The organism is Heyndrickxia acidiproducens DSM 23148 (assembly GCF_000374345.1).
Taxonomy (GTDB): Bacteria; Bacillota; Bacilli; order Bacillales; family Bacillaceae_C; genus Weizmannia; species Weizmannia acidiproducens.
Genome location: NZ_KB894006.1, coordinates 14,402 through 39,529, shown reverse-complemented (window position 1 = coordinate 39,529; position 25,128 = coordinate 14,402). Strand labels below are relative to the sequence as shown.

Genomic DNA, 25,128 nt, shown 5'->3' with positions numbered 1-25,128 from the left:
GATAGAACAGTTCAAATCCATTTCTTGCTTGGGACACAGAAAATGAATTATGGAGCACTCGTCCGCGGTCATCTACAAAGCAAGCGTAGTGTGTCCGCTTGGCAATATCGATTCCCACCACAAGTGTTTGTTCGGTGACTTGATTAATTTTCTGATTTTGTTTAAAATCCATTATGGAGTCCTCCTTGGTTACAAATTAGGGGTCAATTCTTGCAGATTTGACACCCCGCATCATACCAAGAGGGCTCTTTTTATTCAAGTCCCCGAAAATCCTTCTAACAGGAATGCTCCTTTAATTGATAATTGAAAGGTCATTCGAGGATAAGCTTTTAATTGTGTATTCTCACTCCTTGCCTCAGAAGGGAGAATGCCATGCAGGGAATGAAAAGCACGGGAAAATGAATCAGCCGAATTATAGCCATATTTGACGGCTACATCAATTATTCTCAAATCCCTATCTTTCAGATCAAGTGCAGCCAACGTCAGTCTTCTTCTCCGAATATATTCTGATAAACTTATGCCTGCTAAAAAAGAAAACATCCGCTTGAAATGATACTCTGAACAATAAGCGATTTTAGATACTTCACTATAATCAATTTCCTCTGTTAAGTGCTCTTCAATATATGCCAATGCATTATTCATACTTCTTAAAGAATCCATCAAACAACCTCCTTTCATCATCAATATTATCAGAGGATGCATTTACCCATCCGACAATCTGTGCACAATGTAGTCGACTCACCTTATTCGGGAAACCCTTTAGTTTACATTTGTTTATTCATTAATTGCTCTAACCCTGCTTCGGATGTTAACATTTCAAGATTATTAAATATTTCCTCTTCGCTCCAATTCCACCATTGAAGCTTTAGCAAGAATTCAATCTTTTCGTCACTAAAGCGTTTTTTGATAAACTTAGCTGGATTCCCACCATATATTGAATAGGGTTCAACACTTTTTACTACTGTTGAGTTAGCAGCAATAATCGCACCATCTCCAATTTTAACACCTGGCATTATGGTTACATTTTGACCTATCCACACATCATTGCCAATCACTGTGTCACCCTTAAAAGGAAGTTGTTCTATTGTAGGAGTCACTTTTTCCCATCCACAGCCAAAGATATTAAAGGGATAGGTTGTAATTCCATCCATTCTATGATTTGCACCATTCATGATAAACTTAACACCCGCTGCAATTGCACAGAACTTGCCTATAATGAGTTTATCTCCAAGAAATTCGTAGTGGTGCTCTATATTATCATAAAATTTCTCAGGAGATTTATTATTGTCGCTGTAATAAGTGTATTCACCAATCTCAACATTTGGTCTTTTAGGTAGATTACTTATATAGCAAACCGTCTTTATATTTTCATTCGGATAAAGCTTTTTCTTATCTGGCCCCGTCATTGAATATCAGCTCCTTTAAGGTATTCAACCTCGTTTACTAGTCTTTGAAGAATCTCTATTCCTTTTCTTGTACACTCTACATCAGTTGATATTAAGGAAATAACCTTATCGACCCTTTCCTTGTAATCGCTTGGCTTGGTCTTAAAATCTTCAATCATCTTAACAGCCTTTTTTTCATTTATACAGTATTCTTTGTTTACTGCAAATAAGACTTGATTAAGGGAAGATATGCTTCGAAAGCAATGCCCACAAACATAGGATACATCGTCTTTATCTATATTGTTCTCAGCAAACATTAATGAGAAACCTGCCTCAAACATAAAAAATTCGGTTAATCCTTTCTGCAAAGCGGTTGGATAACGTTCTGCCTGATTTTTTAATTCGCATAAGCTTTCATTCTTAGCATATAGTATTTTGCTAATCGCTAATTCTCCTCGATACATAGCACTTATATATCCATGGGGATGCCCCGTCTGATAATTAGCAGTAACAATTCCTTGCTCCGTATCTTTGATTATTTGTTCCACCCGTTTTATATCACGTAAAATCAAGTCAACATGATACCCATTTATAACTAACCATCCGCCGCCATTAATCCAATCACCCCACGCTCCGGGAGGTACAACAAGGTTATTTCTATTCTCATCATCCAACTCTGTAGCAATTTGGTTAATCGCTGTCAGGTCAAATGATTCTGATTTGTAATAGATTCCGATATCTATATCAGAATCCTCTGTATGGGTACCTCTTGCACGGGAACCCCCTAATACGATGCCTTCTATATAAGGCAAAGAGGATAATTTTTCTGTCACTGATTGAATAATATTATCTATCATACTGAATCACTCCTTTCAATATCAAAAGCTATATCCCATGCTGAGAAACGCCTTTTTTGCCATGTGTTCCTTATGCTTTACGTATATTTCTATGGAAAGGGGGCCTTCAAAATTCATCTTGAAGGCCTTATTTTCCCTGATTAGAGGTCTAACCTACTTAACGTTTAGATAAAATCAATAACCTCTTTCACTGGCCTACTTACGATCTGTCAAATACGAAAAGTAAATTAATTATCGGACTAAGTTTAATTTCTTATCTTTGATTTCATAAATCACATCAGCCACATTATCAAGCAGCCGTTTGTCATGGGTGATAAACACTATAGTTCCGGCATACTCCTTCATTAGTATTTCCAAAGCCTCTAAGCTTGGTGTGTCAAGGAAGTTGCTGGGTTCATCCATTAGTAAGATGTTATATCTACCCATAAGCATTTTAGCTAGCAATAATTTCATAATTTCGCCGCCGCTTAAAACAGATAAACTTTTTCCAATATCGTTTTGTTTAAACCCCATTGATGCTAGCACGGAACGAATTTCTGAAACATTGTAATCACAATCCTCCTGCATAAACTCCAGGACTTTCTGATTACTGTTGTACTTGTAACCATTTTGTGCAAAGTAACCTATTTTTGCCTTAGGTGAAATAGAAATTCCATCTTCATGGTTTAAGATCATTTGGATTAACGTTGTTTTACCTGTTCCATTACCACCAGTTAGAGCCACTTTTGCTCCAAGCGGAATTTGAAAAGATGCATTTTCAAACAGTACCTTATCTCCAAATATTTTAGTAATTTCCTTACCGACAATAGGATATGGATTGTGGAGCTCCAATGCTTTACTTTGCCTGAAACGAATCCTACGAATATCTTCTGGAGCTTCTACACTTCCTAAGGCCGCAATCCTATGTTCTAGGGATTTAGCGGCATTATGCATCTTTTTTGCCTTACTTCCTATTGATTTTTGATGAGCTAAACGCCCTCCGCCTTTAGTACTTTTTTTCTTTGAAGCACCTTTTGCCTTCTGTCCTATTTTACGAGCCTGTTTTCGCTTTTCCTCCGCAGCCCTTTCCAATCGGGCACGTTCCGCAACAAATTGTTCGTATTCTGCAGCTTGGCTCTTGCGTTCTTCCTCTTTCTGACGAAGATAATCAGAATAGTTTCCCCAATACTCAGTGATTTTGCCATCTTTCAGTTCCCATATTTTATCTACTACCTCATCAAGAAAATAGCGGTCATGGCTAATAACTAACAGTGCACCTGTAAAATATTTTAGCTGTCCAATTAGAAAATCAATTCCTTCACGGTCTAAATGGCTCGTAGGTTCATCCGCTAAAATACCATGAACCTGTGCCGATAAGGCCTGTGCTATTTTAAGTCTTGTTTCTTCACCACCGCTCATGGTCTGTATATCTAATTGCTCAACACCGAGCTTGCCCACAAGTGCAAAATCTTTCTCCTCCTGCAAAGTTACTTCGTCCAACTGAGGGATATAGGCAAGTTCACCCAGACGATTCATTTTACATCCTGGGGGAGTTAATTCTCCTAAAAGTACCTTGAGTAACGTGCTTTTTCCTGCACCATTTGCTCCTACTAAACCAATACGGTCATAATCATACACTTCTAATTCATCTATATCTAAACAAGTGCGTCCTTTAAATTCCACACGAATGTCTTTTGCTTTTAATATCAATTCCATAACATTTTCCTCCTGTCTATAATCGCATGTTTTCATTTGCTTGTACGCAGGGAAAACCCTGCGATTTTAGCAGGAAAAATTACATGAAAATTAAATACATAAAAATGGCCCTCCTATGAATTTTGTTTTAAATCTAATTTTCTAATCTCAGTTATCATTGGGCAAACTATTGCAATGCAAATAATTAAAATACCTGATAGTAAAAACCAATGATTTACACCGATTCTATCAGCAATGAATCCAGAAAGAATTAACCCAATTGGCATAGCAAGTGACATGATACTTCCGGTCAAAGAAAATACACGTCCTAAATATTCAGGCTTAATTTTCTCCTGAAAAAGAGCTGTTTGCACACCGCTGTAAAACGGAACCGAAAGCCCCATTATTGCACAGCAGACTACAAATATGAAAAATCCACTTTGAGGAAGTAATCCTGAAATGGTTAAGCTTATCCCCATCATAAAAATTGATGCCGTTATTAATAAGATTCGCTTTTGGTAATTCCCAAATAACCCTAATAATAGACCCCCTATCAACATACCAGAGGCATAAGCAATCTCCGTAATAGAAATATGCATCGGTGTACCATTAAAATATTCCATAGTGATTAAAGGATATAATGCATTTATGGGCATATAAACAAACATATATAATGTTCCAACGAGTAATAAAGCAAATAATCCTTTATTTTGCCGTAGTACAGCCATTCCTTCTTTCATTTCTCTTATGAAATTTGGTTTCAAGCTTTGCACTTGATCGCCTAGCTTAGGAATACGTACAATTGCTACCGTAATAGACGCAATCATAGCACCCAATACATCGATGGCAATAATAGCATTTAATTCCCAAACAGAATATAACAATGCTGCAACCGCCGGACTAACAATATAGCTTATAGACTGCAAAGACTGACTATAGCCTGCACATTTCGTAAGCTGCTCTTCTGGTACTAAAAGTGGCGTAACCGCATTGAGAGCCGGGGTATGAAAAGCTGTTCCAATGCTACGGATAAACAATACTACCATAACCATCCAGATAGGTAACTCCATATACAATGCAACAATAGCTAGCACGGCCCCAGCTGCTGCGATAATTAAATCAGCACCAATCATTATCTTCTTCCTATCATGACGATCCACTAATACACCAATGGCTGGTCCAAAGACCGCATAGGGTAAAAAAACAACTAGTGAAGCCATAGACAAGACCATCGCAGATCCTGTTTTCTCTGTAAGGTAAAAAATGATCGCCATTTGCAGGATAGCACTAGTGATTAATGATACTGCCTGCCCTGCCCATATTGTATAAAACTTAAGTTTCCAATTGTTGTATTTTTCCATTTATATTATCTCCTGCATATTATTTTGCTCGAATTTCTATTTTGAATAGCATCCTAGGCAATAAAAAATGCAGGCCTAAATCCACAATGTGGCTTTTAGTCTGCATACATACAATTTGGAAACATTCATATTAAAGACATAGTTAAATAAAGGTATAGTTAAATAACTTATATCTCACCGTAACTAATGAATGCTCAATATCGTATAAATAAGCACAACAAAAAAGCCTATCATCGAGGATAGATTCTGCTTTTTTTATTGCCAACTTATCTTAAACGTATTGAGGCTGTCATAGTTTCGGTTCCTCCTGAATTCTTATTTGTATCAGCGTATATTTTATCACAATAAGTTGTTTTAAACAACGTTTAAAATTGAAAAAAGCCATGGACAGTACAACAAACATATACATCCCAGGAAGATAATATTGATTTAATTATAGATTACCTGAATATACCGATAAGCCATGCTTAATACAATAAACAAATAGTTTGCCACCGGTAGTTATAGGAAACCTACAAGTTGGACTTTGTTCTGGGTACAAGCGATTTAGAAATACTCTGTCACTTTTAACATAGGCCACAAAAGAAAGATAATGATCTTTGGTCATTGGATGGTCAAAAGTGACAAAGTAATCAGTATCTATTTCCTCTACCGTGATTTTTGGTGCAATAGTTGCAACAGTAGGCAAGACACGTTCTAATTTTCTTCCGCAGCAGAAGATAGAGGCACTTCCTGTGCTCACCAAAATATTTCCACAGGAAGGACAGACGTAAAAACGTACTTTATCAATATTGCCGCTATCCGGCTTATTTGATGTGATTTCACCCTCCATCATCTGTTTCATATCAACACCCAAAATAGTAGATAGTTCTGGCCACAGCGATATGTCAGGACATCCTAAACCACATTCCCATTTTGAAACAGTTTTATTTTGAATACCCAGTGCATCTGCAATATTTCTCTGGGTAAGGTTTTTTTCCTTTCGCAACTTGGCAATTAATTTTCCTATTTTCACACAATCCATGCCACCACCTCCATTTCTGCTTAATATATCATACTACATGAACCTTGCGATTACTTGTACCAATCTTGCTGGAAGCTGCTTCAAATCGGTTATATCCAGTGTATTTTCAGCACCGTAAAGTTCTCGGATAGCCTCCTTATCCTGTCCAATAGCTGCAGCTAGGAACTGGATGCCTTTTCGCCTAAATTCCTGCAAAGTATCTTTCATATCATACGCTGCCTTTTCACCTGAATAATCAGGCATAGCCTTAGGCTGCCCGTCACTGATGCTGATTATTAATTTGGATTTTTGGGGCGCATTAAGCAATCTATCGGAAATAATGCGCAATGCCATACCATCCCGATTGTTGCTGCGAGCCTGAATGTTCATAAGAGCATATTTTTCATTTGCATCTTTGCTTTCAAAGTCTACATAGGAATAGACAGACATTTGCTCCAGCTTGGAGCGGTCTGCTGTATCCCCGTAAACCATTATCGGAATGCCACACCCTTTGCAGAATTCGTATAAGGCGACAGCTGCCTGTTTTGCTGCATCCAAACGACCAAAGGCTGACATTGACGCTGATTCATCAATCCTGAGAGCAACCGCAATAGAGGGTTCTTCCTCAGGCGGACGCTTGCGGGCAAATGTGCGAAAATCCATAGTGGCAACCTGATCCGCGCAAAATTTTGTGCCATACAACCTCGATTTCGCGAATTCAGCAGATAATTCATGCTCCAACAGCGGATTTGTTTTTCTGATTAATTCCCGAATAACTGGCATCAAAGTTGTCATCATACGGTTATACTCTTCCCTGTTCTGGTAGGTAACTTCCGGACGATGGACAATCAGCTTAATATCTTCATGGACACTTCCTTGAACACTTTGCCGTGCTTCCCTGTTCAACTGTTTACGAAATTCTTTTTTTTGTAATTCGGTTGTATCTGATTTATCGAGCTCATGATAGAATGGAGTGCCATTTTCCCCATTATCATTGCTTGAAATATCAGTATTTTCATCACTGCTCGTATCAGAATGCCCCTCACTGTCTTCTGATTTTCTCAGACGCACTGCGTTTTTATCAGCTTGATCTGTCTTGGCAGAGAATTCTCCGTTTTCGGAAATATTAAGTTCCATTACTTCAGGATTTTCTCCGTCTTTTTGCGATTGACATATGTGATCCATTTCCTCAAGCTTTTCTGTCAAGCCATGACTAGCCAGTGCCTGCTCTAAAATAACAAGCTCCTGCGGATCGGTCGTGATTTTGTATAACACCTTATAATATAAACTTTTTTGGATTGAGGCACCACTTTGAACGGCATCCACCCAAAAGATATAGGAACGCATACCGGCCACACCTTTAATGGCATTGGCGCGGGCTGTCTCATCCAGCACCATAATCGTTTCAGCTAAAAGAGATAGTACAGGTTCAGATTCATAACCGGTCTTAGCTTTAACCCGCTCCATCATCACTTCTTTAGGCGGTAAATCTAGTTTTTCTGCATGCTGCACTCGATCTCGCAAAGCTTCATTTAAGGGCCGGAAGCCATTGTAACCGCGGTTTGTTGTGATAACCGCAATAAAATCAGGGTGACGATGCGCGATACGAGTTGGCAAGTTTAGACTGCCATCTGGTTCTAATGCGGAATTTAGCGCCATTAAAACAGCAGCATCCCGAATCACTGTCGGTTCCTGAATCTCCAAGAGCCATCCATTTTCATACGCACGAACAATTTCTGACGGATAATAGCGATATTCAACCTTATCAGAATGACCATCTTCTTCTGACAGCACCGGAAGAATCGAACCCAGGACATCGGATTTATCCATATCTGCAAAACAGGTTACTTTCGTATAAGGCAGGTTAAAATCAGCAGATAGAGCTTTGGCAATCTGGGTTTTTCCCGAACCAGCATCCCCCTCCAGCAAAATGGTGCTAATTTTCATTTCACCGCGATTCCAATTTCTTACTACTTCTTGATATATACGTTTTTCTGCTTCACTCTCAATATGTGAAGGTGGTTTTTGCCAGACATGGGACTTCTCCTCTTCTGATAGCTGTCTGGTAGGTGATAAAATACTGGTTTGTTTCATATTAATATAACTCCAATTCTTCTAAAATTCGGTTAAGCACCCGCTTGCGTTCTCCAATCAATTCCCCTAAATCATTCAGACTCTGGGCAAATGCTTTGATGTCCTCATTGATGTTTTGATTGTCTACACACACCTCTACAGGTAGCACATCGCCTTGTAGCCCAACACGTTCCACGAGGGGTTTTTCCGGGTCATATAAAAGGGGGAGTCGGTAAGCCTCCTTGAAGTAAAGCAATGTCCTGGACAAAAAAATCATCAAATCAAATATTTGATGGATGGGCAGCTCCTGGGCCAAAATCAATTCACCATCTTTATCATTTTTCCAAATCTGTGCGGCAATCTGCATTTTTTTATTTTCTTCCAGCATAGGTGCACCTAATGTTAAACGTTTGATGCCAGATTTATAGGCGTTTCTGCCATCTATACGCTCATAACCATTTGATACCATAACAACTTTTTCATTCATCGCCATATCCTCCTTGCATTTGGATCAGCAGCGAGACACTGTTCTCTCAAACTTTCTAATTTTGCTGTATAATCTTCGTGTGGGTCATCATACTTTAACACTTTAATAACTGATAGTTCAAAGCCTTCCGAGCCATATTTATTCCAGAGTTCTTGTAATCGTTTATTAGGATGCCAGTTGGCTGCCAATTTCATATTATTGCTGTTAAAGGCTGATTTTGTATCTTTGGAGATACCCAAAAATACCTCGCCAGTTTCTTTACAACGGTAAGATATTACTCCCATTTCAGGATGTCTGTTTTTATAGGCTTCTAAAAGCTCTTTTTTTCTTTTTGTATCCATCATTTTCACCTCGACTCTAGTATAAAACAATGTATCTCAAAATATAATCCACGCTCCGTAGACCATATGAATGCAGAATTATCCATTAGACAGTATTTTATAAAAATAGTAGCTTGTGCAACTTGCCGTTAAGTTTTTTCAATTTCCTGTATGACATAAGCATTATAAAAACGAAAAGCCGCCAATCAAGAGCTGTTACCCTTAATCAGCGGCAAGTCTTATATCTAATTTTCTATATCTATTTCAATACTTGACTTAAATTCCACCTCAATTCTGTCATCATGCACCGTAACCCTTTCAATAAGCCGCCTTACTAATTGCTCATCATATTCCTCCAACTCGCAGGATTGCTCATTCAAGAAATCAGTCATTTCAGCGATTCGTTGCCTCTTTCCTTCTCGCTCTGCATTTTCAACTAGTGCATTTTGCTTTAATTCTCGAAGGCGATAAATTTCATCAGCCACATCTTCATAGTCATTCTTAGACTTCGCTTGAACAAGAAGCTGTTGTTGTAATTCTTCCAATTTGCTTTCAAGGCCATCAGTAGCATTATCATTTTCTTCATTAAATATAGTAGCTATGTTTTTCTGCAAGGTTGAGAGGAAGGGTTCTTTGTTAGCCAAAAGTTCGTTAATAGCCTTAACCACTGCTGTCTGCAATGTTTCCTCATTTATGGTAGGGGCAGTGCATTCAGAGTCCTTTTCCTCCAAACGGCTGACGCATCGCCAAACGATTGACTTGTATCCTCGGTTATTCCAATGTACCCGTCTGTAAATATCACCGCACTGTCCGCAGTAAACAATACTCGATAAAGCATACTTACTACTGTAAACTCTCTTTTTACCGCCCTTGCCGCCGCGAAGATTTGCTCTTCGGACCATCTCTTCTTGAACTTGCATAAAAAGCTCACGTGGAATGATAGGCTCATGACTGTTTTCTACATAATACTGGGGAACAATGCCGTTATTCTTGACTCGCTTTTTAGAGAGGAAATCAACCGTATATGTTTTTTGTAAAAGGGCATCACCGATGTACTTTTCATTCTGCAGTATCTTTTTCAGTGTTTCTGGTCTCCATTTGGCTTTGCCTGCCGCTGTTAGAATACCGTCTGCTTCTAGTCCTCTAGCAATCTGTAAAAGGCTGGCTCCTTCCAGGTACTCTCTGTAAATTCGTTTAACAACCTCAGCCCCCTCTGGGTCAATCACCAGTTGCTTGTTTTCATCCTTGGTGTATCCAAGGAAACGCTTGTGGTTGACCTGAACTTCACCTTGCTGATATCGATACTGAATACCCAGCTTAACGTTCTGGCTTAAGGATTGGCTTTCTTGTTGGGCGAGGGATGCCATGATAGTCAGCAATACTTCACCCTTGGAATCCATGGTGTTAATATTCTCTTTCTCGAAGAACACAGCAATATTTTTATCCTTTAACTGACGGATGTATTTAAGGCAATCCAACGTGTTTCTGGCAAATCGGCTAATGGATTTTGTGATGATCATGTCAATATTTCCTGCCATGCACTCTTCAATCATGCGGTTGAATTCATCTCGCTTTTTGGTATTTGTACCTGTGATGCCATCATCCGCAAAAATCCCTGCCAATTCCCATTCCTTGTTCTTCTTAATATAATTTGTATAATGTTCAATCTGAATGTCATAACTTGAAGCTTGCTCCTCACTATCCGTTGAAACACGGCAATAAGCGGCCACTCGTATTTTGGGTTTGCTTTCACTATTTTTATTACTTCCGATTCGTTTAATTGCTGGAATGACTGTTACATTCCTACTCACTGCCACTTGTTACACCTCGCTTTCTATCAAACTGTAGGCATATTCCGCCTGCTTGTATGGGTCGTCATATTTTTGCACTAGAGGTTTTGCTTTGAACTTTATAGGATAATCCGTTTCCGGTTCGTCTTTAGGTTCCCATATCCTTCCTAGCTTTTTTGCTCGTTTTCGTTTTTCCACTCTGGCTTTTTCAAAGGTCTCCTCATCAATAATTGGAGGGTAGAATTCATCGCCAAGGTAGTGCTTGTTTTGCAACATCTTACTTGCTGTGGCGTGGTAGCAGTCTATCCCGGCTTTTTTAGCAGCCCCCTTCAAAGAAAATCCTGCCAAGTACCCTGAAAATAATTCTCTTACTTTTTCTGCTGCTATATCATCCACAACAGCCTTTCCATCTTCAATTCTATATCCATAGGGTGTGTGACCCATCTAATTCACCAACCTCTCCTTCAATGTGATTCCACATTTTAATTCAAATCCGACTTCCTCTCGTGAAAAAACAATAATCTTTTCTACGTAATTTTCAAACAGCTCATCCTCATAGGCTGTGAGCATTTTGGACTTAGTGGCAAACTTAAGTAAACGGGCAACTTCGTCTACTTTTGCAAAATTGCCATTGACGGAACGAGTAAGTTGATCCTTTTCAGCAAGAAGCCTTTCTCTTTCTGCTTCCAGTGAATTCTTTTCTTTATTAAACAGGGCAGGTTCCAGATACCCTTTGGCCATTAAACCCGTCAGCATCTGGCTCTGCTCCATGTTATTTTCAATCTTAGTTTCCAATTCTTCAATTCTGCTGAAACTTGCCACATTGTTCTGGTTACGTAATCCATTCAAAAGTGGTCTTAATATGAATTTCTGACCGAATATGAGTTTATTCATCATCGTAACAAATGCAGTCTTTATATCATCATCTCGTATGAACTGCATAGAACATTCCGTTATATTGCTTATATGCTTACTGCAGCACCAAGCGATGTATTTTCTTCCAGATGAATGAATCCGTCTTTTAAAGGTACTGCCACATTCAGAGCAAATAATTTTACTGGAGAAAGAATATCGGTTTAGATATTTGCTGTTGCGTTTTTCGATGCTTTTTTCTTTTGCTCTCTGATTAAGAATGGCATCTACTGCTTGAAAATCTTCATGGCTGATAATTGCCTCATGATGGTTTTCTACTAGATACATATTTTTCTCACCATAATTAGTGTGCCTGTTAAAATGGCTGTCAGTATAAGTCTTTTGTAAAATAACATCGCCAGTATATTTTTCATTGGTCAGAATCCCTCGAATCGTAGTAGCTGTCCAACGACCGCGTCTTTTTGAAGGGATACCCTTTTGATTAAGATCATTTGCAACTTTCTGTGTACCTTTTCCCGATAATACCTCTGCAAAAATATACTTCACAACTTCAGCCTGCTTGGGGTTTACTATCATCTGACCGTCAATATTTTGATACCCATATGGTGGGTAGGAAATTTTAAAGGTTCCGTTTTGAAATCGTCTTTGAATTGCCCACTTCGTATTTTCTGAAATGGAAATTGACTCACTTTCTGCAAGCCCACTTAAAATGGAGAGCATCAATTCACTTTCAATTGAACCCGTATTGATATTTTCCTTCTCAAAATAGATATGAACCCCAAGGTCTATCAGTTTTCGAACCATCTCCAAGCAGTCTGTAGTATTTCTCGCAAATCGGCTGATGGACTTTGTAATAATTAAGTCAATCCTTCCAGTTTCACAGTCTGATAACATTCTAAGCAGGTCAGAGCGGTTTTCCTTTTTCGTGCCACTGATTCCCTCGTCATAATATAAGCCTGCATATTCCCATTCTGGATTTGCCTTTATGTAGGTCTCATAGTGGGCCTTTTGTGCTTGCAAGCTGACTAGCTGTTCACTACTATCTGTTGAAACTCGGCAGTAGGCAACTACTCGTGTTTTTGGCTTAATAAAAGAGTTGGCCATATTTCCTTCTATTTTCGTTATCTTTTTCATCCTCTCACCTCCTTCTTGGTAGGTCACATATTACCTCTGAAACCTTTATATATCAACGATTTCAGGGCATTATCTCTGCTAAGAAAGGGGAGAAAGTTTGGCGGTTTAATGCGTCTATCTTGTTAAATTCCACTTCAGTTATTAAGCCTTTTTCGAGCATCTTTCTCAGCATCTTTTCTGCCTGGATATAATCAAACTCACGTTGTAACTGTTCCTGTGAAACTCTCTTAAGTGCGGTGGTGCTTTTGTCTATAACCTCATCCGAGATCTTCGTAACTTTTTTATCCTCGTGCTGATTCACTAGGAATCACCTCCTACCTAATAGCCGTGGGAACAGGTCGAAGTTGAGGATTTGTAGAATTTAATTAAATCAAGGCATAAAAAAAAGAGCCTGCAAGGGAAGAACCCCCACAGGCTATATAAATTAATAGTTTAATATATTATTTGAGAGACTTTGTGAAAATCAAGCAACACCATTTTAAACTCGCCCTTTTGATTAATCATACTTAATAAATGCATCCGTAAAGCCTGCCTTTTTAGCTTTGGCAAGCTGTGCCTCAGCATTTGCTTTAACAGAATAAGCACCGATCTGCACACGGTAATATTTCTTTTTCACTGGCTGTACTGACTTATTTTCAGCACTTAATAGTTTCTTTACATCCGCTCGAAAGGTGTCCATACTCTTCCCATGCTTAGGAAACCAATGCATCACATCCGCATGATTACTGGCAATTCCTCGTTTATAACCTTCGCTGTGGCAGATGATATCTTTTTCACTAAACCCATAGAGTTTGCAAAGATGTACACAAAGCTCCACAGCTTCCTTATAAACAGCAGAAAAATACGAGGCATCGGTCAATCCGTCCTCGCAAATTTCAAATCCAATATGAGTATTGTTCGCAGCTCCGCCAGCATGCCAACCTCGGTGATTCCAAGGTAATGTTTGATAGGTAGCAATGGAACCATCTGCTAATTTACCAATGAAGGCATGGACACAGACTTCACGCCCTCCAGGTTTGTCTTGATTCCAATGGTTGTTATACTGGTTCTTTCCTAGCAAGCCATCGTCTGGGCCAACGTAGCGCTTCAACCATGGGTTGTTTGCACCAGTCGAGTGAACCATAATACCCTTTGGCGTTATGGTTTTACCCGCTTTATAGCAGGCATTGTTCGTAAGTAATAGTTTGCGTAACTTCATTAAAATCACCTCTAATCAAATATTAAGTCAATCATCTTCCACCACCAGGCTTAGGCGGTTCCCCATCACGTCCATGTAGTTGCTGTAAAACCGATTTTAGGTTTTCTGGAATAGGCAGTCCAATATGTCCAGCGTTCTCTAAAATGGATACTCCTTCATTACTTAGGTAGAAAAAGATTACTGCTGTTCGTAAAATGCCACTATTTTCTCCAATACTAACCAAAATTTGTGTATCGATAATATGAGCGATGCCTACCATTATAAAGATGAGTACCTTTTTGAAAATCCCCTTAGCACCGATTTCGCTACACAGTTTTTTGTTTGCAATTGCACAAAAGACACCTGTCAGGTAGTCAATGATCACAAAGGCTACCAGTGCATAGAGAAATCCGTCATAACCGCCGAGAAACCACCCAAGAAATCCACCGACTGCGGCAATAGCCACCTGTATCCAATTCCAAATTTCTTTCATTAAAGACACCTCCGTTTCGTGTATTTCCATATAGAAAAGCGCCCCTGCAAATGACAAGAGCGCTGAATTTTATTTTTACATTATTTTTATTAGGTCATGAATTTGTTGCATCACATCTGCCCTAGGTCTTCCTGTACCAATAGGTAGCCATGTGACAGATGGTGTATCGAATGCATGGGAAGAATCGAAACTATTAATCATCATAATAATCGCATCAATAGCTTTACGCATTTCAACGATATGGAATGGCCAATTCTTAACAGTGGTCTTTCTTGCGATGATCTCCTCTTTCCAAGTTGCAGGGGACATATTGTAATAGCTACGTACCCTGTTTATAGCAGTTCGAAGCGTCTTAATATGCGCTGCCTTTACATGTGTCACATTAGCGGTGATGATTTCAAAAGGTAATGCTAAAATCGTGAAGGTACGAACAACTTCTGTGCTTGCTGACTCGATATCACTGTCAAGGCAACGAAAAGTAACGGTATGATTTCCTACAGAAAGAGGTTCTGCTTGGTAAATCGTCTTGACACCATTACCAAGATAGCCGCTTACAGAAAACCGCTCAGGATTGTCCACGCTATTTTGCCATGGACCAGAGTCAATCCTTACCTCCACTATTTGTGTTTGTCCATCTGGTTCAATCCCTGTTGTAATCATAAAACGTGGTGTAGAGTTATAAGTAAAATTGCCAGACATTGGACAGTCCACTACTGGTGATGCAGGTGGGCTGTTTTTCTTTACCATGTTGCTAACTACAAAGGCAGAAACTGCATCAAGTGCATCTGTAACACTGATTCGATAACGGGTATACCGACCAGCTATTTGTGAAGCATTTACCTGAAGGCTACCTGAGGTATTGCTTGAAATAATAGTCGTCAGTGCTACGTATGCCGACCAATTCACACCATCTGTCGATGTAGACTGTTGTATGACATACTGCTTAATCGCACTGGTTCCAGGTACCGTCCCACTCCATGAAAGATTTATTGTATTAGCTTCATATATAGGAGGGTTTGCGGCAAAAATAGTCGGTGGTATGGGCAGTATGTTTTTACGAACAGTATTGCTGGAAATAGTCCAGTCTGAGTAATAATCCTCACCAGCCGTACCACGAGTTCTTATTCGAAACCGACGATAATGGCCACGTGTAGCAGGTGGACTGACATTTAAAATACTGCTTGTTGCAGAAGTATTGACTATAGCCAATGCCAACCAGGCACCCCAATTGATGTTATCATGTGAATCACTGTACTGTATTTCATAGGAAGTGATAGGGTTACCTGCACCGCCAGATGCTCCGCTCCAAGAAAGAGTGACATTTCCTTCAGATAATGTTGCACTTACCGTGCAAAGGGTCGGTGCTGCACAAGCTGTGACATTACAATAGATACTATTGCTGACTTTTTCTATTGAATAAACATCCAATGTATCAATTGTCCAAATACCAAATTGAGTATATGTTCCTGGAGTCCTTGAAACTATTGGGTTATAGCTCCCTCCGCTTGCCGCCAGTGTCAACGTGGTCAACACATTCCACGCACTCCAAGTACTATTATCCGTAGATGTGCGACTGGCAATTTGATATCCCTTAATTGGACTGGTACCGTTAGATGCTCCGCTCCAATTAAGCGTGATAGTCTCATCGCTATATGCTGCCGGGGAGGCAACAGCAGTCGTCGCTGGCTTTGGCACCGTATTTCTGCGGACGCTGTTTGTGGATACTTTCCAGCTAGAGTAATAACTAGCACCTGCTGTACCACGGGTTCGTACCTGAAATCTACGATAATTACCTCGGGTAGGAGGCGGTGCAACGGATACACTACCACTTGTCGCTGTGGTGGTCACCGTTGTCAGAGCAGTCCATGCTCCCCATGTGACATTATCGGCGGAATCACTATATTGAATCTCATAACTGGAAATCGTATTATTGATGCCTCCAGAAGCACCGCTCCAAGAAAGAGTCACATTCCCTTCCGCAAGTGTTGGAGAAACAGTACAAGATGTTGGGGCTCCACAAGCTGTAGTAAGCAATGGAGCACTTAGTACCGTATAGCTTGAATTGGTAATTACACCAGAGGATAATGGCAATCGTCCATCAGATACCACTTTGAATGTGACTGGCTGGGTTGCATTACCTGTAGTAGAAGCGCAGGTTACCGAAACATATCTGAGCCTTGGTGTGGTCCCTTCCCAGTTATCTCCATCCGCCGCTTTAATACGTACCTGTGAAGAAGATCCATTTACAGTCATAGTGCAAAGCAATGCATAACCACTACGGATAAAGGAACCTGATGAACCCAACGCAGCGGATATGGTGAAATTGTATCTCATCTGACTATTATTTAGACGGCTTTTGGTATAAGTAATTGTGTAATGGACGGTCGGGCTAGAACCCGCCTGCAGAGTGATGCCATTAATATCCGCCACTTACATTCACCTCCTCCTATTCATAAACAGCCGAAACTAGCGAGTTTACCAGCCCACAAAGGCTAGTATTCAATCGGGTATCTATAATGTTATTTGCTGAAATCGATGTGGCAGCCGAAGGTACTAAAACATCAGCGATGCCAAGTTCATAGACATCGCTTGTTCTTGTCAACTCTGGAGCTATGGGTGTTGCTGCGGGAGTACCCGTGACAATGGCAAGCTGAATGCTCCTCGTAATTTGACTTAAGCGAACCACAACCCGGTCTATGCGAGGATTGCTTCCGTCTGCTGTAGAAAGTGGTTTGTTTAAAACATCCGTATTTTCATATCGATAACCATTAATCCACGCACTGCCCGCTGCTATGCTCACTACCAACCCAATCCCTGGAGACACCAGAAGGTTTGTTGGTGTAGAATAAAATACACCATTCGAGACAAGGCTTCCAAAATATGCAGCGAAATCTGTTGCGTCATAGATTCTATCTCCATCAGATGAGTTGAAAAATCCACTTTTCTCCATAAACTATTCCCTCCTTACTAAACGGTTTTTGTGTACTCTATAACTACATAGCCTGTATATGCAGTTCTATCATTGCCTGGTTCGACTACAATGTCGGTCATATTCACGAAGAGTCCGATTTGAGATGCAAAGTTGTTGTAACGAGCAAGGGGCAGTGGCAAGAAAACACTCCCATTCGTGACAAAACCGGTTAAACTGACAACAGTGCTGAGGTTTGCTATACCATGAGGTACATGTTTTGGTGTTGTATCCGTAAGCGAACCGAGATTTATCTCTTTACGATAAATCGTCTTGCCATCTATCCATAGCCGCCCTGTGTTTTGTTCTGTAGTTGAGTAGTCGCTAAAGGAAGAAGCCAGTTTAGTGGCTGTAATTGTACGGTCTGCAATTTTCAAGCCAGTGACTGCTCCATTGGCAATCCTTGCAGTAGTTACAGGTTCGTTATTGATATTAAGCCAGTTTGCTTGACCAGAAGGGTTGTTAAATACGAAAACAGAAATCACATAAAATGTCATGGTATTACGAGAAATAAAGAAACCCATTGCCCGCTGATAGCCATTCCCCGTGTTATCCCCGTTATGCTTTACCAAAAAGACATGACCGTCATCACTTGGCTGGTCACTAAACTTATTGCCACTCCATGAGGTGAAATAAAAGGCATCCCCAGAGTTCATATGGTACAACGCATATTGTCCAATGGATATAGTACCTCCGCCCACATTGATTTCGAGTGCTGGTAGTTTACCATACAGATTATTGATAGTAGATGCTACGCTGTCTCCTTGAATCTCTGAATCTACCTCAGTCAAGTCACCTAAGGTTTCCTCCACAATTCCCAACGTTTCCTCCACGGTCCCTATAGCCTGTGCAATTTCGGATATGCCCGTTGGAGCCAATATCGCTGTTTTAACCTCGCTTAAGTCAGAGCGGATTTTTTGTGCTATCGTTAACTCCGCTTTTCCAAACACTACACTGATGCTCTGGCCGTCTGCGTCATAGGTTTCCTCGACTTCGGTGATACGTGTCGTCATGGATACACCCCATGCTTTGGAAATAACTTTGACGGTCTGCCCAAGATCGAAGTCTATCTTATATGTTAAATTGCCGTGTGGATTGACTGATGTATCAAATGAATAGCGTATTGCCTGCTCACTAAGCTTACTTTGACCTCGAAAGATTAGTGTATCAATGTAATCCGAACCAAAGTCTTCCGCCCGCAAATCCTTAGCATCCACAAAAATTTCATGTCTTGTCTCACCTGAGCCACCTGTAATCGAAATAAAGGTTCGCTCTGTGCCTTCTCCTTCACCAGCAACAAGGGCAGTGTTGGCATAATCTCCTGCACTTATTGTATAAATCTGTTCCGTAAGATTTTCATATTCCTTAGAAAATACTGCTTGTGATTCCTTTCCTCTATACAACGATATGGTAAATCCCCCTGTCGCAGGAGAGAACACGGTCTTAATGCCAATATCTGAAGCAACACATAGTCCTGTCACCGCATCCATCAAATTTCTATACGATATTTGTGTGCTGATGGGAACATTTAAGTTTGGAGCAGAAAAGGTTATGTTTGAAATCTTCCTTGCTGTATCAGAAGGATTGATAAGATTATTATTTATCAACTGCTCCACACAGACAGATATGTCACCAGACAGTTTCTCCGTTTGCCAAACAATGCGGCGGGAGAGGAAGGAAGTTGCAAAACGACCACTTGCAGTAATAATTTCATGCTCGGTTTGAGAAAGTTCCAGATGCTCAATGATCCCGGCTTCCTCATCATCATTTTTCCAGATGATATTCCCTTCCTTTAAGAGTTCTGTATTCTCTGGAGTTGCTATCGCCTTTAACTCAAATGAGCCACACTGGGAATAGCGTCTCGTCCAGCGTAAGTACTCAAAGGATTCAACAATGCCTGCAAGCTCCCGGTTTGAATTGTAGATATACAGTTCCATTTTCACACCCCCAGAAACTGCGGACGAAAGTAAATACTAACCTCTAACAATTCCATATTGACAGAAGCATCGTATCTCAGTGTATTAAGGCCTGCCGCCAGTTGAAAGAACACCGAATTGGTATCCAACAGTGAAAAAGCATTTGTAACCGTTGAACCATCAACTTGGATCACACGCTTACCAGCGAAATGGGTATATACACGAAGTTCATCCCCAGCGCTCATTGTAGTGAGAAGTCGGATATATTCTCCCGTGTCTATGTTTAATAGTTCAGGGTTCGACACAGTACCTAAGGCCCTAAACACTATCTCGCATCCACAAGATACATCCCCTATATTTTCCACCGTAATGATTTGGCTAGGTTGACGCATTCCGAACTCCATCCCAGTCATTGGAATTTCCAATTCAAACTCAAATAGCGGTATCCATGATGCCAGTTCCTCTCGCACCTCATTTAATGTCTCAAAGAAAGGGGATGGGCAGAGCAGACTGACAAAGAAGTTTGGTATTCGTTGCCGATTAGAAACACTAAAACCTGCCTCCTCTACCACACAGGAAATCTGTCTCTCACGGTATTGAAGGGTCCCTAGTAGCTTTGGGCTGAATATTTGAAGGAAGTGTTATCTCCTTTTATAAGCTTCATCGGGAGTATCAGCAACAACCGTACCTTCAATCGTTATGTTTCGCATATCTAGTGTGGAGGAAATATAAAAAGCGCCATCTTGGTCTGGCGCCTTGAAAGTGTTAACAGTTTGACGGATGTTGCCAGTACCATCTATCTTCGTAAGAAAGTACGGTCGGCTTTGCTTTAGCGTAATACTCTCTCCATCTCTATTGGTATATGTTAGTTCCATTGCCGTGTACCTCCTTTACAATTCAAGTGCCAGTTTACGGGATAGGTTCTTAAACTCCCGTGCTAGTTCTTTTTCTGATAGAGCCTTAGGTGTCACTACAGAAATGTTTTGAGTGATACTTGCACCAGTGGCATTGCCTTGCCCAGATACACCTCTGTAATTAAAGTCAAAGCTGGTTGGCACTGCATTTTGCATATCCCTTGAAACTGCTGTCATTGCATCCTCAAAACCTACACCGATACCTTCACCCATGTTGCGGCCAATTCCAGCAAATAGGGTTGAAGGAGAGCGGATACCGAAGAAGTCTTTAATCCTTGAAACAACATTTCCGAAAAATCCAGATATTTTACTCCATTGCCATGCCCCTGCGTCTGAAATACCTTGCCATAGACCTTTAATCAGATTGCCACCCACTTGAGCCATTTGACCGATATAGCCAGTAAAGGCTTTGATCAGTCCAGAGATAATCTGCGGTACTGCTTTAACAATCTCCACGATTATCCTTGGTAGGTTTGCAATCAATGCCACAAACAGTTGTACACCCGCTAAGATAATCTTATCGATGTTACCAATAACGGCATTGACCAGCGAGCTAACAATCTTGGGAATAGCACCTACAACAGTAGTAATAATCTGCGGCAATGCCTGAATGAGAGATACCAAAAGCCGGATACCTGCATCAATAATCAAAGGAATCGAGCCAATAACAGCATTGATGATACTGTCTATAATTTGCGGGATTGCTTCCACAACTGCTGTAATAATGGTAGGCAAAGCTGTAACCAGTGACGACAATAATTGAATACCCGCTTCAATAATCTGCGGAATAGATTTAATGATAAAATCAACTATTGCTTTAATGATGACAGGCAATGCAGAAGTAAGCTGAGGTATTGCATCAACCAATCCCCGTGCTAATCCTATAATCAACTGCAAAGCCGCATCCAGCAGCATTGGCAGGTTCTCAATCAAACCTTGAACAATCTTCGTGACCGCTGAAACTGCTGCAGGTATCAGCTGAGGTAAAGCTATGCCAATACCCTCCACAAGTGCTGTGACCAGTTCTATTGCCGCATTTATGAGTAATGGAAGATTATCAATCAAAGCACCCACAATAGTCATTAAAGCACTAACCGCTGCCGGGATAAGTTCAGGCAAGAGATTTAAAATCGTTTCCAGCACCTGCGCAAATATTTTTGTGACTAATTCAAGGAGCATAGGAAGCAAGTCTGCAACCGCTGCTAAAATTGCTCCTGTTGCTGTCGGTAGTGCCGCCACGATATTCTCTAAAACCGGTACGATATTTTCCACTACTGCCTGAAAAGCATCTACAAGGTTTTCCGTGAGGTTTGTCATGTCAGCATTGGCATTGCCAAGTCCCGCCGTGAACGAACCGAGGGCGGCTTGAAGCAGACCAATGGAACCTGTGATTGTTTCCGTGGATTCACGTGCAAAGTTACCGGCGTACTGCTCTGTGTTCTCGAAAAACATCTGCATTGCGATTTCGGCTTTTTCCGCTTGTGTGGCGGTATTCCAAGTGAAATCCAGACCCTTTGCGAGAGCATAGGCTTGGATGTTTGTAGCATTCATCGCAACACCCAAGTTATCCATCATAGTGAAGTTGCCTTTTGCCGCACCTGTGACTGCTTCCATTGCAGAGGACATATCTATGCCCATAACAGATGCCATATCCGCAGCACGCTGCATAGCCTTTTCAGTTAGCTCAAGGCTTTTACGCTGTTCGATACCTGAGCCTTGGAACAGGGCACCCATTTTGTTAGCAGTCGCCAGATACTCACTTTGGGAGACACCAAGATTTTTATAGGCTTCCTCACCAGTTTTCTGAATTGATGCAGCGTATGCACCGAAGACAGCTTCAGAGCCACCGAGGTTTTGTTCCAACTCTCCGAACTGTTGGACAACTTCTTTGCCTAACTTAATAGCTGCGGCTCCAGCAGCAACGGCGACAGCGCCCATCGCCACACCAATTCCCTTTAGTACACCGCCAAGCTTTTCAAACCTGCTACCGGCATCTTCTGCACTTTTGCCGGAATCGTCTAATTCGTCACCGAGATTGTCCGCTTCGATTGTGGACTCCTCAAGTTCACGCTCCATATCGTTAAGTTCAGCTTTTGCTCTGTTTAGCTGAATTTGCCAGTTCTGGGTACGACGGTCATTTTCACCAAAAGAGGAGGAGGCATTATCAAGGGCAGCCTTAAGGGTAGAAATCTTTTCTTTCTGTGCGTCAATTTCTTTATTCAAAACGGCATTACGAGCGGTAACTGACTGAATGGATTTATCGTTTTTATCAAACTGACTCGTTACAAGGGCCATTTCACTGCCCAATACTTTAAATGATTGATTGATTTCTCGCAGTGCGTTCTTGAATTCACGCTCGCCTTCAACACCTATTTTTAAACCAAAATTGTCTGCCATGCCTTCACCTCCTCCTAAATACCTGGTGGGATAATATCGTCAATGGTCCGTGTTTTCTTTGGCTTTTCAATACCATGCCATTGTTTATGACAAGTCCATAAATCAAAAAACAGCCCAATTGGCATAAGCCAGAATTCCTCTGTCTCCATGCCCATCTGAACTGTTCCATAATAAAGAAGCCGGGTAAAGACCTCATCGTCCGTTACCCGACTTCCACGTTTTTTGGAGTTTCCTCCTCACTTTCTACATTTCGCTTTGTACCTTTGAACATCGCCTCGGTAATTGCAGTTTTATATGCCGATAAATCAAGCGGTGAGGTAAGAAGCTCTACTTCTTCCTCTGTCAGTAATTCTTCTGGTGCATTCTTATTCTTTAGGTTTCGAATCAAAATGGACTGGTTTGCAAGCAGCGTGATGAGCCAAACAATCTCATCCAGTGCCATCTCGAAGTTTTCTGATTTCATCAGTTTTTCTCCAAGGTTTTCAAGACCACCGTAACGACCGGCAATGGCCTTTGTAGCTCGTGTAGTTAAAACCAGTTCATACTCTTTGTCACCTATGTTGATTGTGGCACTTCTATCATTATCCATTATTTCTCCTCCTATGGTTCAGGTGTATAGACAGGTTCATAAACCTCAGTGAACCAGCCTGTTATGGTGGTCGATGAAACACCAGGATCACCTTCTGTAACTTCCGCTTTCCATGGGTGCTTGCCCAATCCATCCAGCTTATTCCTGCGCATAACGGTTCCTTCAATGGTGGGTGTAGAAAAGGTAATGGAATCAGCCTTTGTCTGTAAGTTGGTAGCTGGTAGTCCAAACTTAACACGATACAGCCAAAAATAGCGGTATGTTCCATTAGCCCTTTGCGCACGAAACCCCACTGCAACGGGTGTACCCACGTTTTCACTAGCAGAGATTAGTACTCCGTTGTCATCAGTAGAAGCGCCAGTTAAATCCGCTGCGACCGTCGGACCAATGTCGTCTACACCGAGGGTGAGAGTACCACTGTTAAAGTCTTTCACAACCTCCGCCGCACCGTCGTCAGCGTACAGAATGGCTTCCACTAGTTCTACCGAAAGTTCAGCAGTGATGGCTTTTGCAAGTACAGAAGGTTGGGCATAAGTTTCCTCACCGTTAGCGTCCTCGGTTATTTTTGAATAGTACAGTCTATCAAGACCGATAGTTGCCATGTGTTATTCCTCCAATCTATAGTTTTTCGCCACATCGATGGCATAATGGTGATATCCAGTATCATCCTCGTGACCGATATATCTTCGTTCAGTCACAGTAAAATCCGCATTTATTAAAGCAGTTGTGAGCTGCCGTTTCCGCTCTAGGTAATTATTTTTTGAAAACAGTGATATCCTCGCTTCCTGCACATCAAAGCCTGGACGATTATCCGCATGAACTTCAAAAATATCCGAAAGAGGAAGAATCACGACATACTCATCTGGTGCCAAACCTGAAAAAACCCCGGTTTCCACGGGGAGCGGTATGGCGGTCACAAGTGTATTAAGTTCCTCTAAGATATTCATATTTTGTCGATCTCCTCCTCCAGCTTGGCAACCATTGCGTTGATGCAGGGTTTCCTAGATGCATTCCTCGCAGGCTTTAGGAAGGGTTTTGCAGGCTGACCATGCTTCCCATATTCAATGATGCTGGCAAGTTTAGCATTGCTCTCACCATCAGAACGTGGCTCTGCAAAGCCGACTTTTACATTGAAGTTACCGTTTCTATCCTGCTTTGCACCAGAAAGGCCCAGTGAAGATAGCAATTCTCCAGTACTTTTGGATGGATATTTCGTGTCCTTGCCAACCACCTTACTTAGATTTCCCTTGACTTTATCTAGCACCACTTCACCGCCAACTTCTAAAATCTTAGGAAGAATCACATCGGTTTGGTCAGCTAATCGGGATACCTTTAAAAGGAATTCTTCTGGCATCTTTATATTCGCTTTTGCCATATCCATCACCTCACAGTTGGTTCTAGCTTTTCGGCTAAAACCTCGACATACATACCTCGATTTCTTACATCCTCAACACTTAAAATTTGATATCTGCCATCATCGCAGACGATAACCATTTCATTGGTCACCTTAAGTCCGAAGATTTTTCTAAACCTGAATAGGGAAGTTGCAGATGAAAATGATGCCATATTCGTCCATCGCTCACTGCCATGCCGATCTTCCTTGTAAGCAAGTACACTAACGAGTATATTGTCACCTTTTTTGGCGAAGCCTTCCTCATCCTTTATTGGTACCGTACTGATGATATCTATGAATGTGTTCATCTTTCCAAAACTCATG

26 protein-coding genes and 1 pseudogene are annotated in these 25,128 nt (G+C 41.0%); all 27 read right to left on the bottom strand.

What is annotated here, in order from left to right:
* The coding region (locus C232_RS19465) for an IS110 family transposase (RefSeq protein WP_018662740.1) at positions 1-172 on the bottom strand (172 nt) is incomplete at its 3' end.
* Positions 173-288: 116 nt separating this feature from the next.
* Positions 289-660: pseudogene (locus tag C232_RS18630) on the bottom strand (helix-turn-helix transcriptional regulator); the annotation flags it as partial.
* A 104-nt stretch (positions 661-764) separates the two neighbouring features.
* Positions 765-1,406, bottom strand: coding sequence for a Vat family streptogramin A O-acetyltransferase (locus tag C232_RS0112050; protein WP_018664418.1), 642 nt, complete (start codon positions 1,404-1,406; stop codon positions 765-767).
* A complete protein-coding gene (locus tag C232_RS0112045) occupies positions 1,403-2,242 on the bottom strand; it encodes a nucleotidyltransferase domain-containing protein (protein ID WP_018664417.1) in 840 nt (279 codons plus the stop codon). Before C232_RS0112045 ends, C232_RS0112050 begins: the two co-directional genes overlap by 4 nt.
* Positions 2,243-2,473: 231 nt before the next feature.
* A complete protein-coding gene (msr(D), locus tag C232_RS0112040) occupies positions 2,474-3,937 on the bottom strand; it encodes an ABC-F type ribosomal protection protein Msr(D) (protein WP_018664416.1) in 1,464 nt (487 codons plus the stop codon).
* Positions 3,938-4,050: 113 nt separating this feature from the next.
* Entirely contained in the window at positions 4,051-5,277 is a 1,227-nt protein-coding gene (mef(A), locus tag C232_RS0112035; RefSeq protein ID WP_018664415.1) for a macrolide efflux MFS transporter Mef(A), read from the bottom strand.
* A 433-nt stretch (positions 5,278-5,710) separates the two neighbouring features.
* Positions 5,711-6,301, bottom strand: coding sequence for a helix-turn-helix domain-containing protein (locus C232_RS0112030; protein WP_018664414.1), 591 nt, complete (start codon positions 6,299-6,301; stop codon positions 5,711-5,713).
* Between the two features lie 33 nt (positions 6,302-6,334).
* Positions 6,335-8,374 carry an AAA family ATPase gene (locus C232_RS0112025; RefSeq protein ID WP_018664413.1) on the bottom strand — a complete coding sequence of 680 codons (2,040 nt, stop codon included), beginning with the start codon at positions 8,372-8,374 and terminating at the stop codon, positions 6,335-6,337.
* Position 8,375: 1 nt separating this feature from the next.
* Positions 8,376-8,840 (bottom strand): DUF6530 family protein, encoded by a 465-nt coding sequence (locus tag C232_RS0112020; RefSeq protein WP_018664412.1) that lies wholly within the window; start codon positions 8,838-8,840, stop codon positions 8,376-8,378.
* Positions 8,837-9,181: a GIY-YIG nuclease family protein gene (locus C232_RS0112015; protein WP_018664411.1), complete on the bottom strand. Its 345-nt coding sequence runs from the start codon at positions 9,179-9,181 to the stop codon at positions 8,837-8,839. Before C232_RS0112015 ends, C232_RS0112020 begins: the two co-directional genes overlap by 4 nt.
* Before the next feature lie 224 nt (positions 9,182-9,405).
* Complete coding sequence (locus C232_RS0112010; protein ID WP_018664410.1) at positions 9,406-10,977, bottom strand: recombinase family protein; 1,572 nt, start codon at positions 10,975-10,977, stop codon at positions 9,406-9,408.
* 3 nt (positions 10,978-10,980) lie between these two features.
* Positions 10,981-11,394: a recombinase family protein gene (locus C232_RS0112005; protein WP_018664409.1), complete on the bottom strand. Its 414-nt coding sequence runs from the start codon at positions 11,392-11,394 to the stop codon at positions 10,981-10,983.
* Complete coding sequence (locus C232_RS0112000; RefSeq protein ID WP_018664408.1) at positions 11,395-12,957, bottom strand: recombinase family protein; 1,563 nt, start codon at positions 12,955-12,957, stop codon at positions 11,395-11,397.
* 61 nt (positions 12,958-13,018) lie between these two features.
* On the bottom strand, positions 13,019-13,258 hold the full coding sequence (locus tag C232_RS0111995) for an SHOCT domain-containing protein (protein WP_018664407.1): 240 nt from the start codon (positions 13,256-13,258) through the stop codon (positions 13,019-13,021).
* Between the two features lie 195 nt (positions 13,259-13,453).
* Entirely contained in the window at positions 13,454-14,155 is a 702-nt protein-coding gene (locus C232_RS0111990; protein WP_018664406.1) for an N-acetylmuramoyl-L-alanine amidase, read from the bottom strand.
* A gap of 31 nt (positions 14,156-14,186) precedes the next feature.
* Positions 14,187-14,627 (bottom strand): phage holin family protein, encoded by a 441-nt coding sequence (locus C232_RS0111985; protein ID WP_018664405.1) that lies wholly within the window; start codon positions 14,625-14,627, stop codon positions 14,187-14,189.
* 75 nt (positions 14,628-14,702) lie between these two features.
* Complete coding sequence (locus C232_RS0111980) at positions 14,703-17,057, bottom strand: fibronectin type III domain-containing protein (RefSeq protein ID WP_018664404.1); 2,355 nt, start codon at positions 17,055-17,057, stop codon at positions 14,703-14,705.
* Between the two features lie 16 nt (positions 17,058-17,073).
* Positions 17,074-17,577, bottom strand: coding sequence for a hypothetical protein (locus C232_RS0111975; RefSeq protein WP_018664403.1), 504 nt, complete (start codon positions 17,575-17,577; stop codon positions 17,074-17,076).
* Between the two features lie 17 nt (positions 17,578-17,594).
* Positions 17,595-19,532 carry a siphovirus ReqiPepy6 Gp37-like family protein gene (locus tag C232_RS0111970; RefSeq protein WP_018664402.1) on the bottom strand — a complete coding sequence of 646 codons (1,938 nt, stop codon included), beginning with the start codon at positions 19,530-19,532 and terminating at the stop codon, positions 17,595-17,597.
* 2 nt (positions 19,533-19,534) lie between these two features.
* Positions 19,535-20,083, bottom strand: a complete 549-nt coding sequence (locus C232_RS20265; RefSeq protein ID WP_018664401.1) for a phage distal tail protein — start codon at positions 20,081-20,083, stop codon at positions 19,535-19,537.
* 69 nt (positions 20,084-20,152) lie between these two features.
* Positions 20,153-20,386: a phage tail domain-containing protein gene (locus tag C232_RS20260; protein WP_018664400.1), complete on the bottom strand. Its 234-nt coding sequence runs from the start codon at positions 20,384-20,386 to the stop codon at positions 20,153-20,155.
* A gap of 15 nt (positions 20,387-20,401) precedes the next feature.
* Entirely contained in the window at positions 20,402-22,822 is a 2,421-nt protein-coding gene (locus C232_RS0111960; protein ID WP_018664399.1) for a phage tail protein, read from the bottom strand.
* Positions 22,823-23,024: 202 nt separating this feature from the next.
* Complete coding sequence (locus C232_RS0111950; RefSeq protein WP_018664397.1) at positions 23,025-23,411, bottom strand: hypothetical protein; 387 nt, start codon at positions 23,409-23,411, stop codon at positions 23,025-23,027.
* A gap of 11 nt (positions 23,412-23,422) precedes the next feature.
* Entirely contained in the window at positions 23,423-24,013 is a 591-nt protein-coding gene (locus C232_RS0111945; RefSeq protein WP_018664396.1) for a major tail protein, read from the bottom strand.
* Positions 24,014-24,016: 3 nt separating this feature from the next.
* Positions 24,017-24,358, bottom strand: a complete 342-nt coding sequence (locus tag C232_RS0111940; protein ID WP_001022899.1) for a hypothetical protein — start codon at positions 24,356-24,358, stop codon at positions 24,017-24,019.
* Complete coding sequence (locus C232_RS0111935) at positions 24,355-24,786, bottom strand: HK97-gp10 family putative phage morphogenesis protein (RefSeq protein ID WP_018664395.1); 432 nt, start codon at positions 24,784-24,786, stop codon at positions 24,355-24,357. Before C232_RS0111935 ends, C232_RS0111940 begins: the two co-directional genes overlap by 4 nt.
* Before the next feature lie 5 nt (positions 24,787-24,791).
* The gene (locus C232_RS0111930) at positions 24,792-25,127 is read right to left on the bottom strand and encodes a head-tail adaptor protein (protein ID WP_018664394.1); all 336 of its coding nucleotides are present in this window, start codon (positions 25,125-25,127) and stop codon (positions 24,792-24,794) included.
* Position 25,128: the final 1 nt, after the last annotated feature.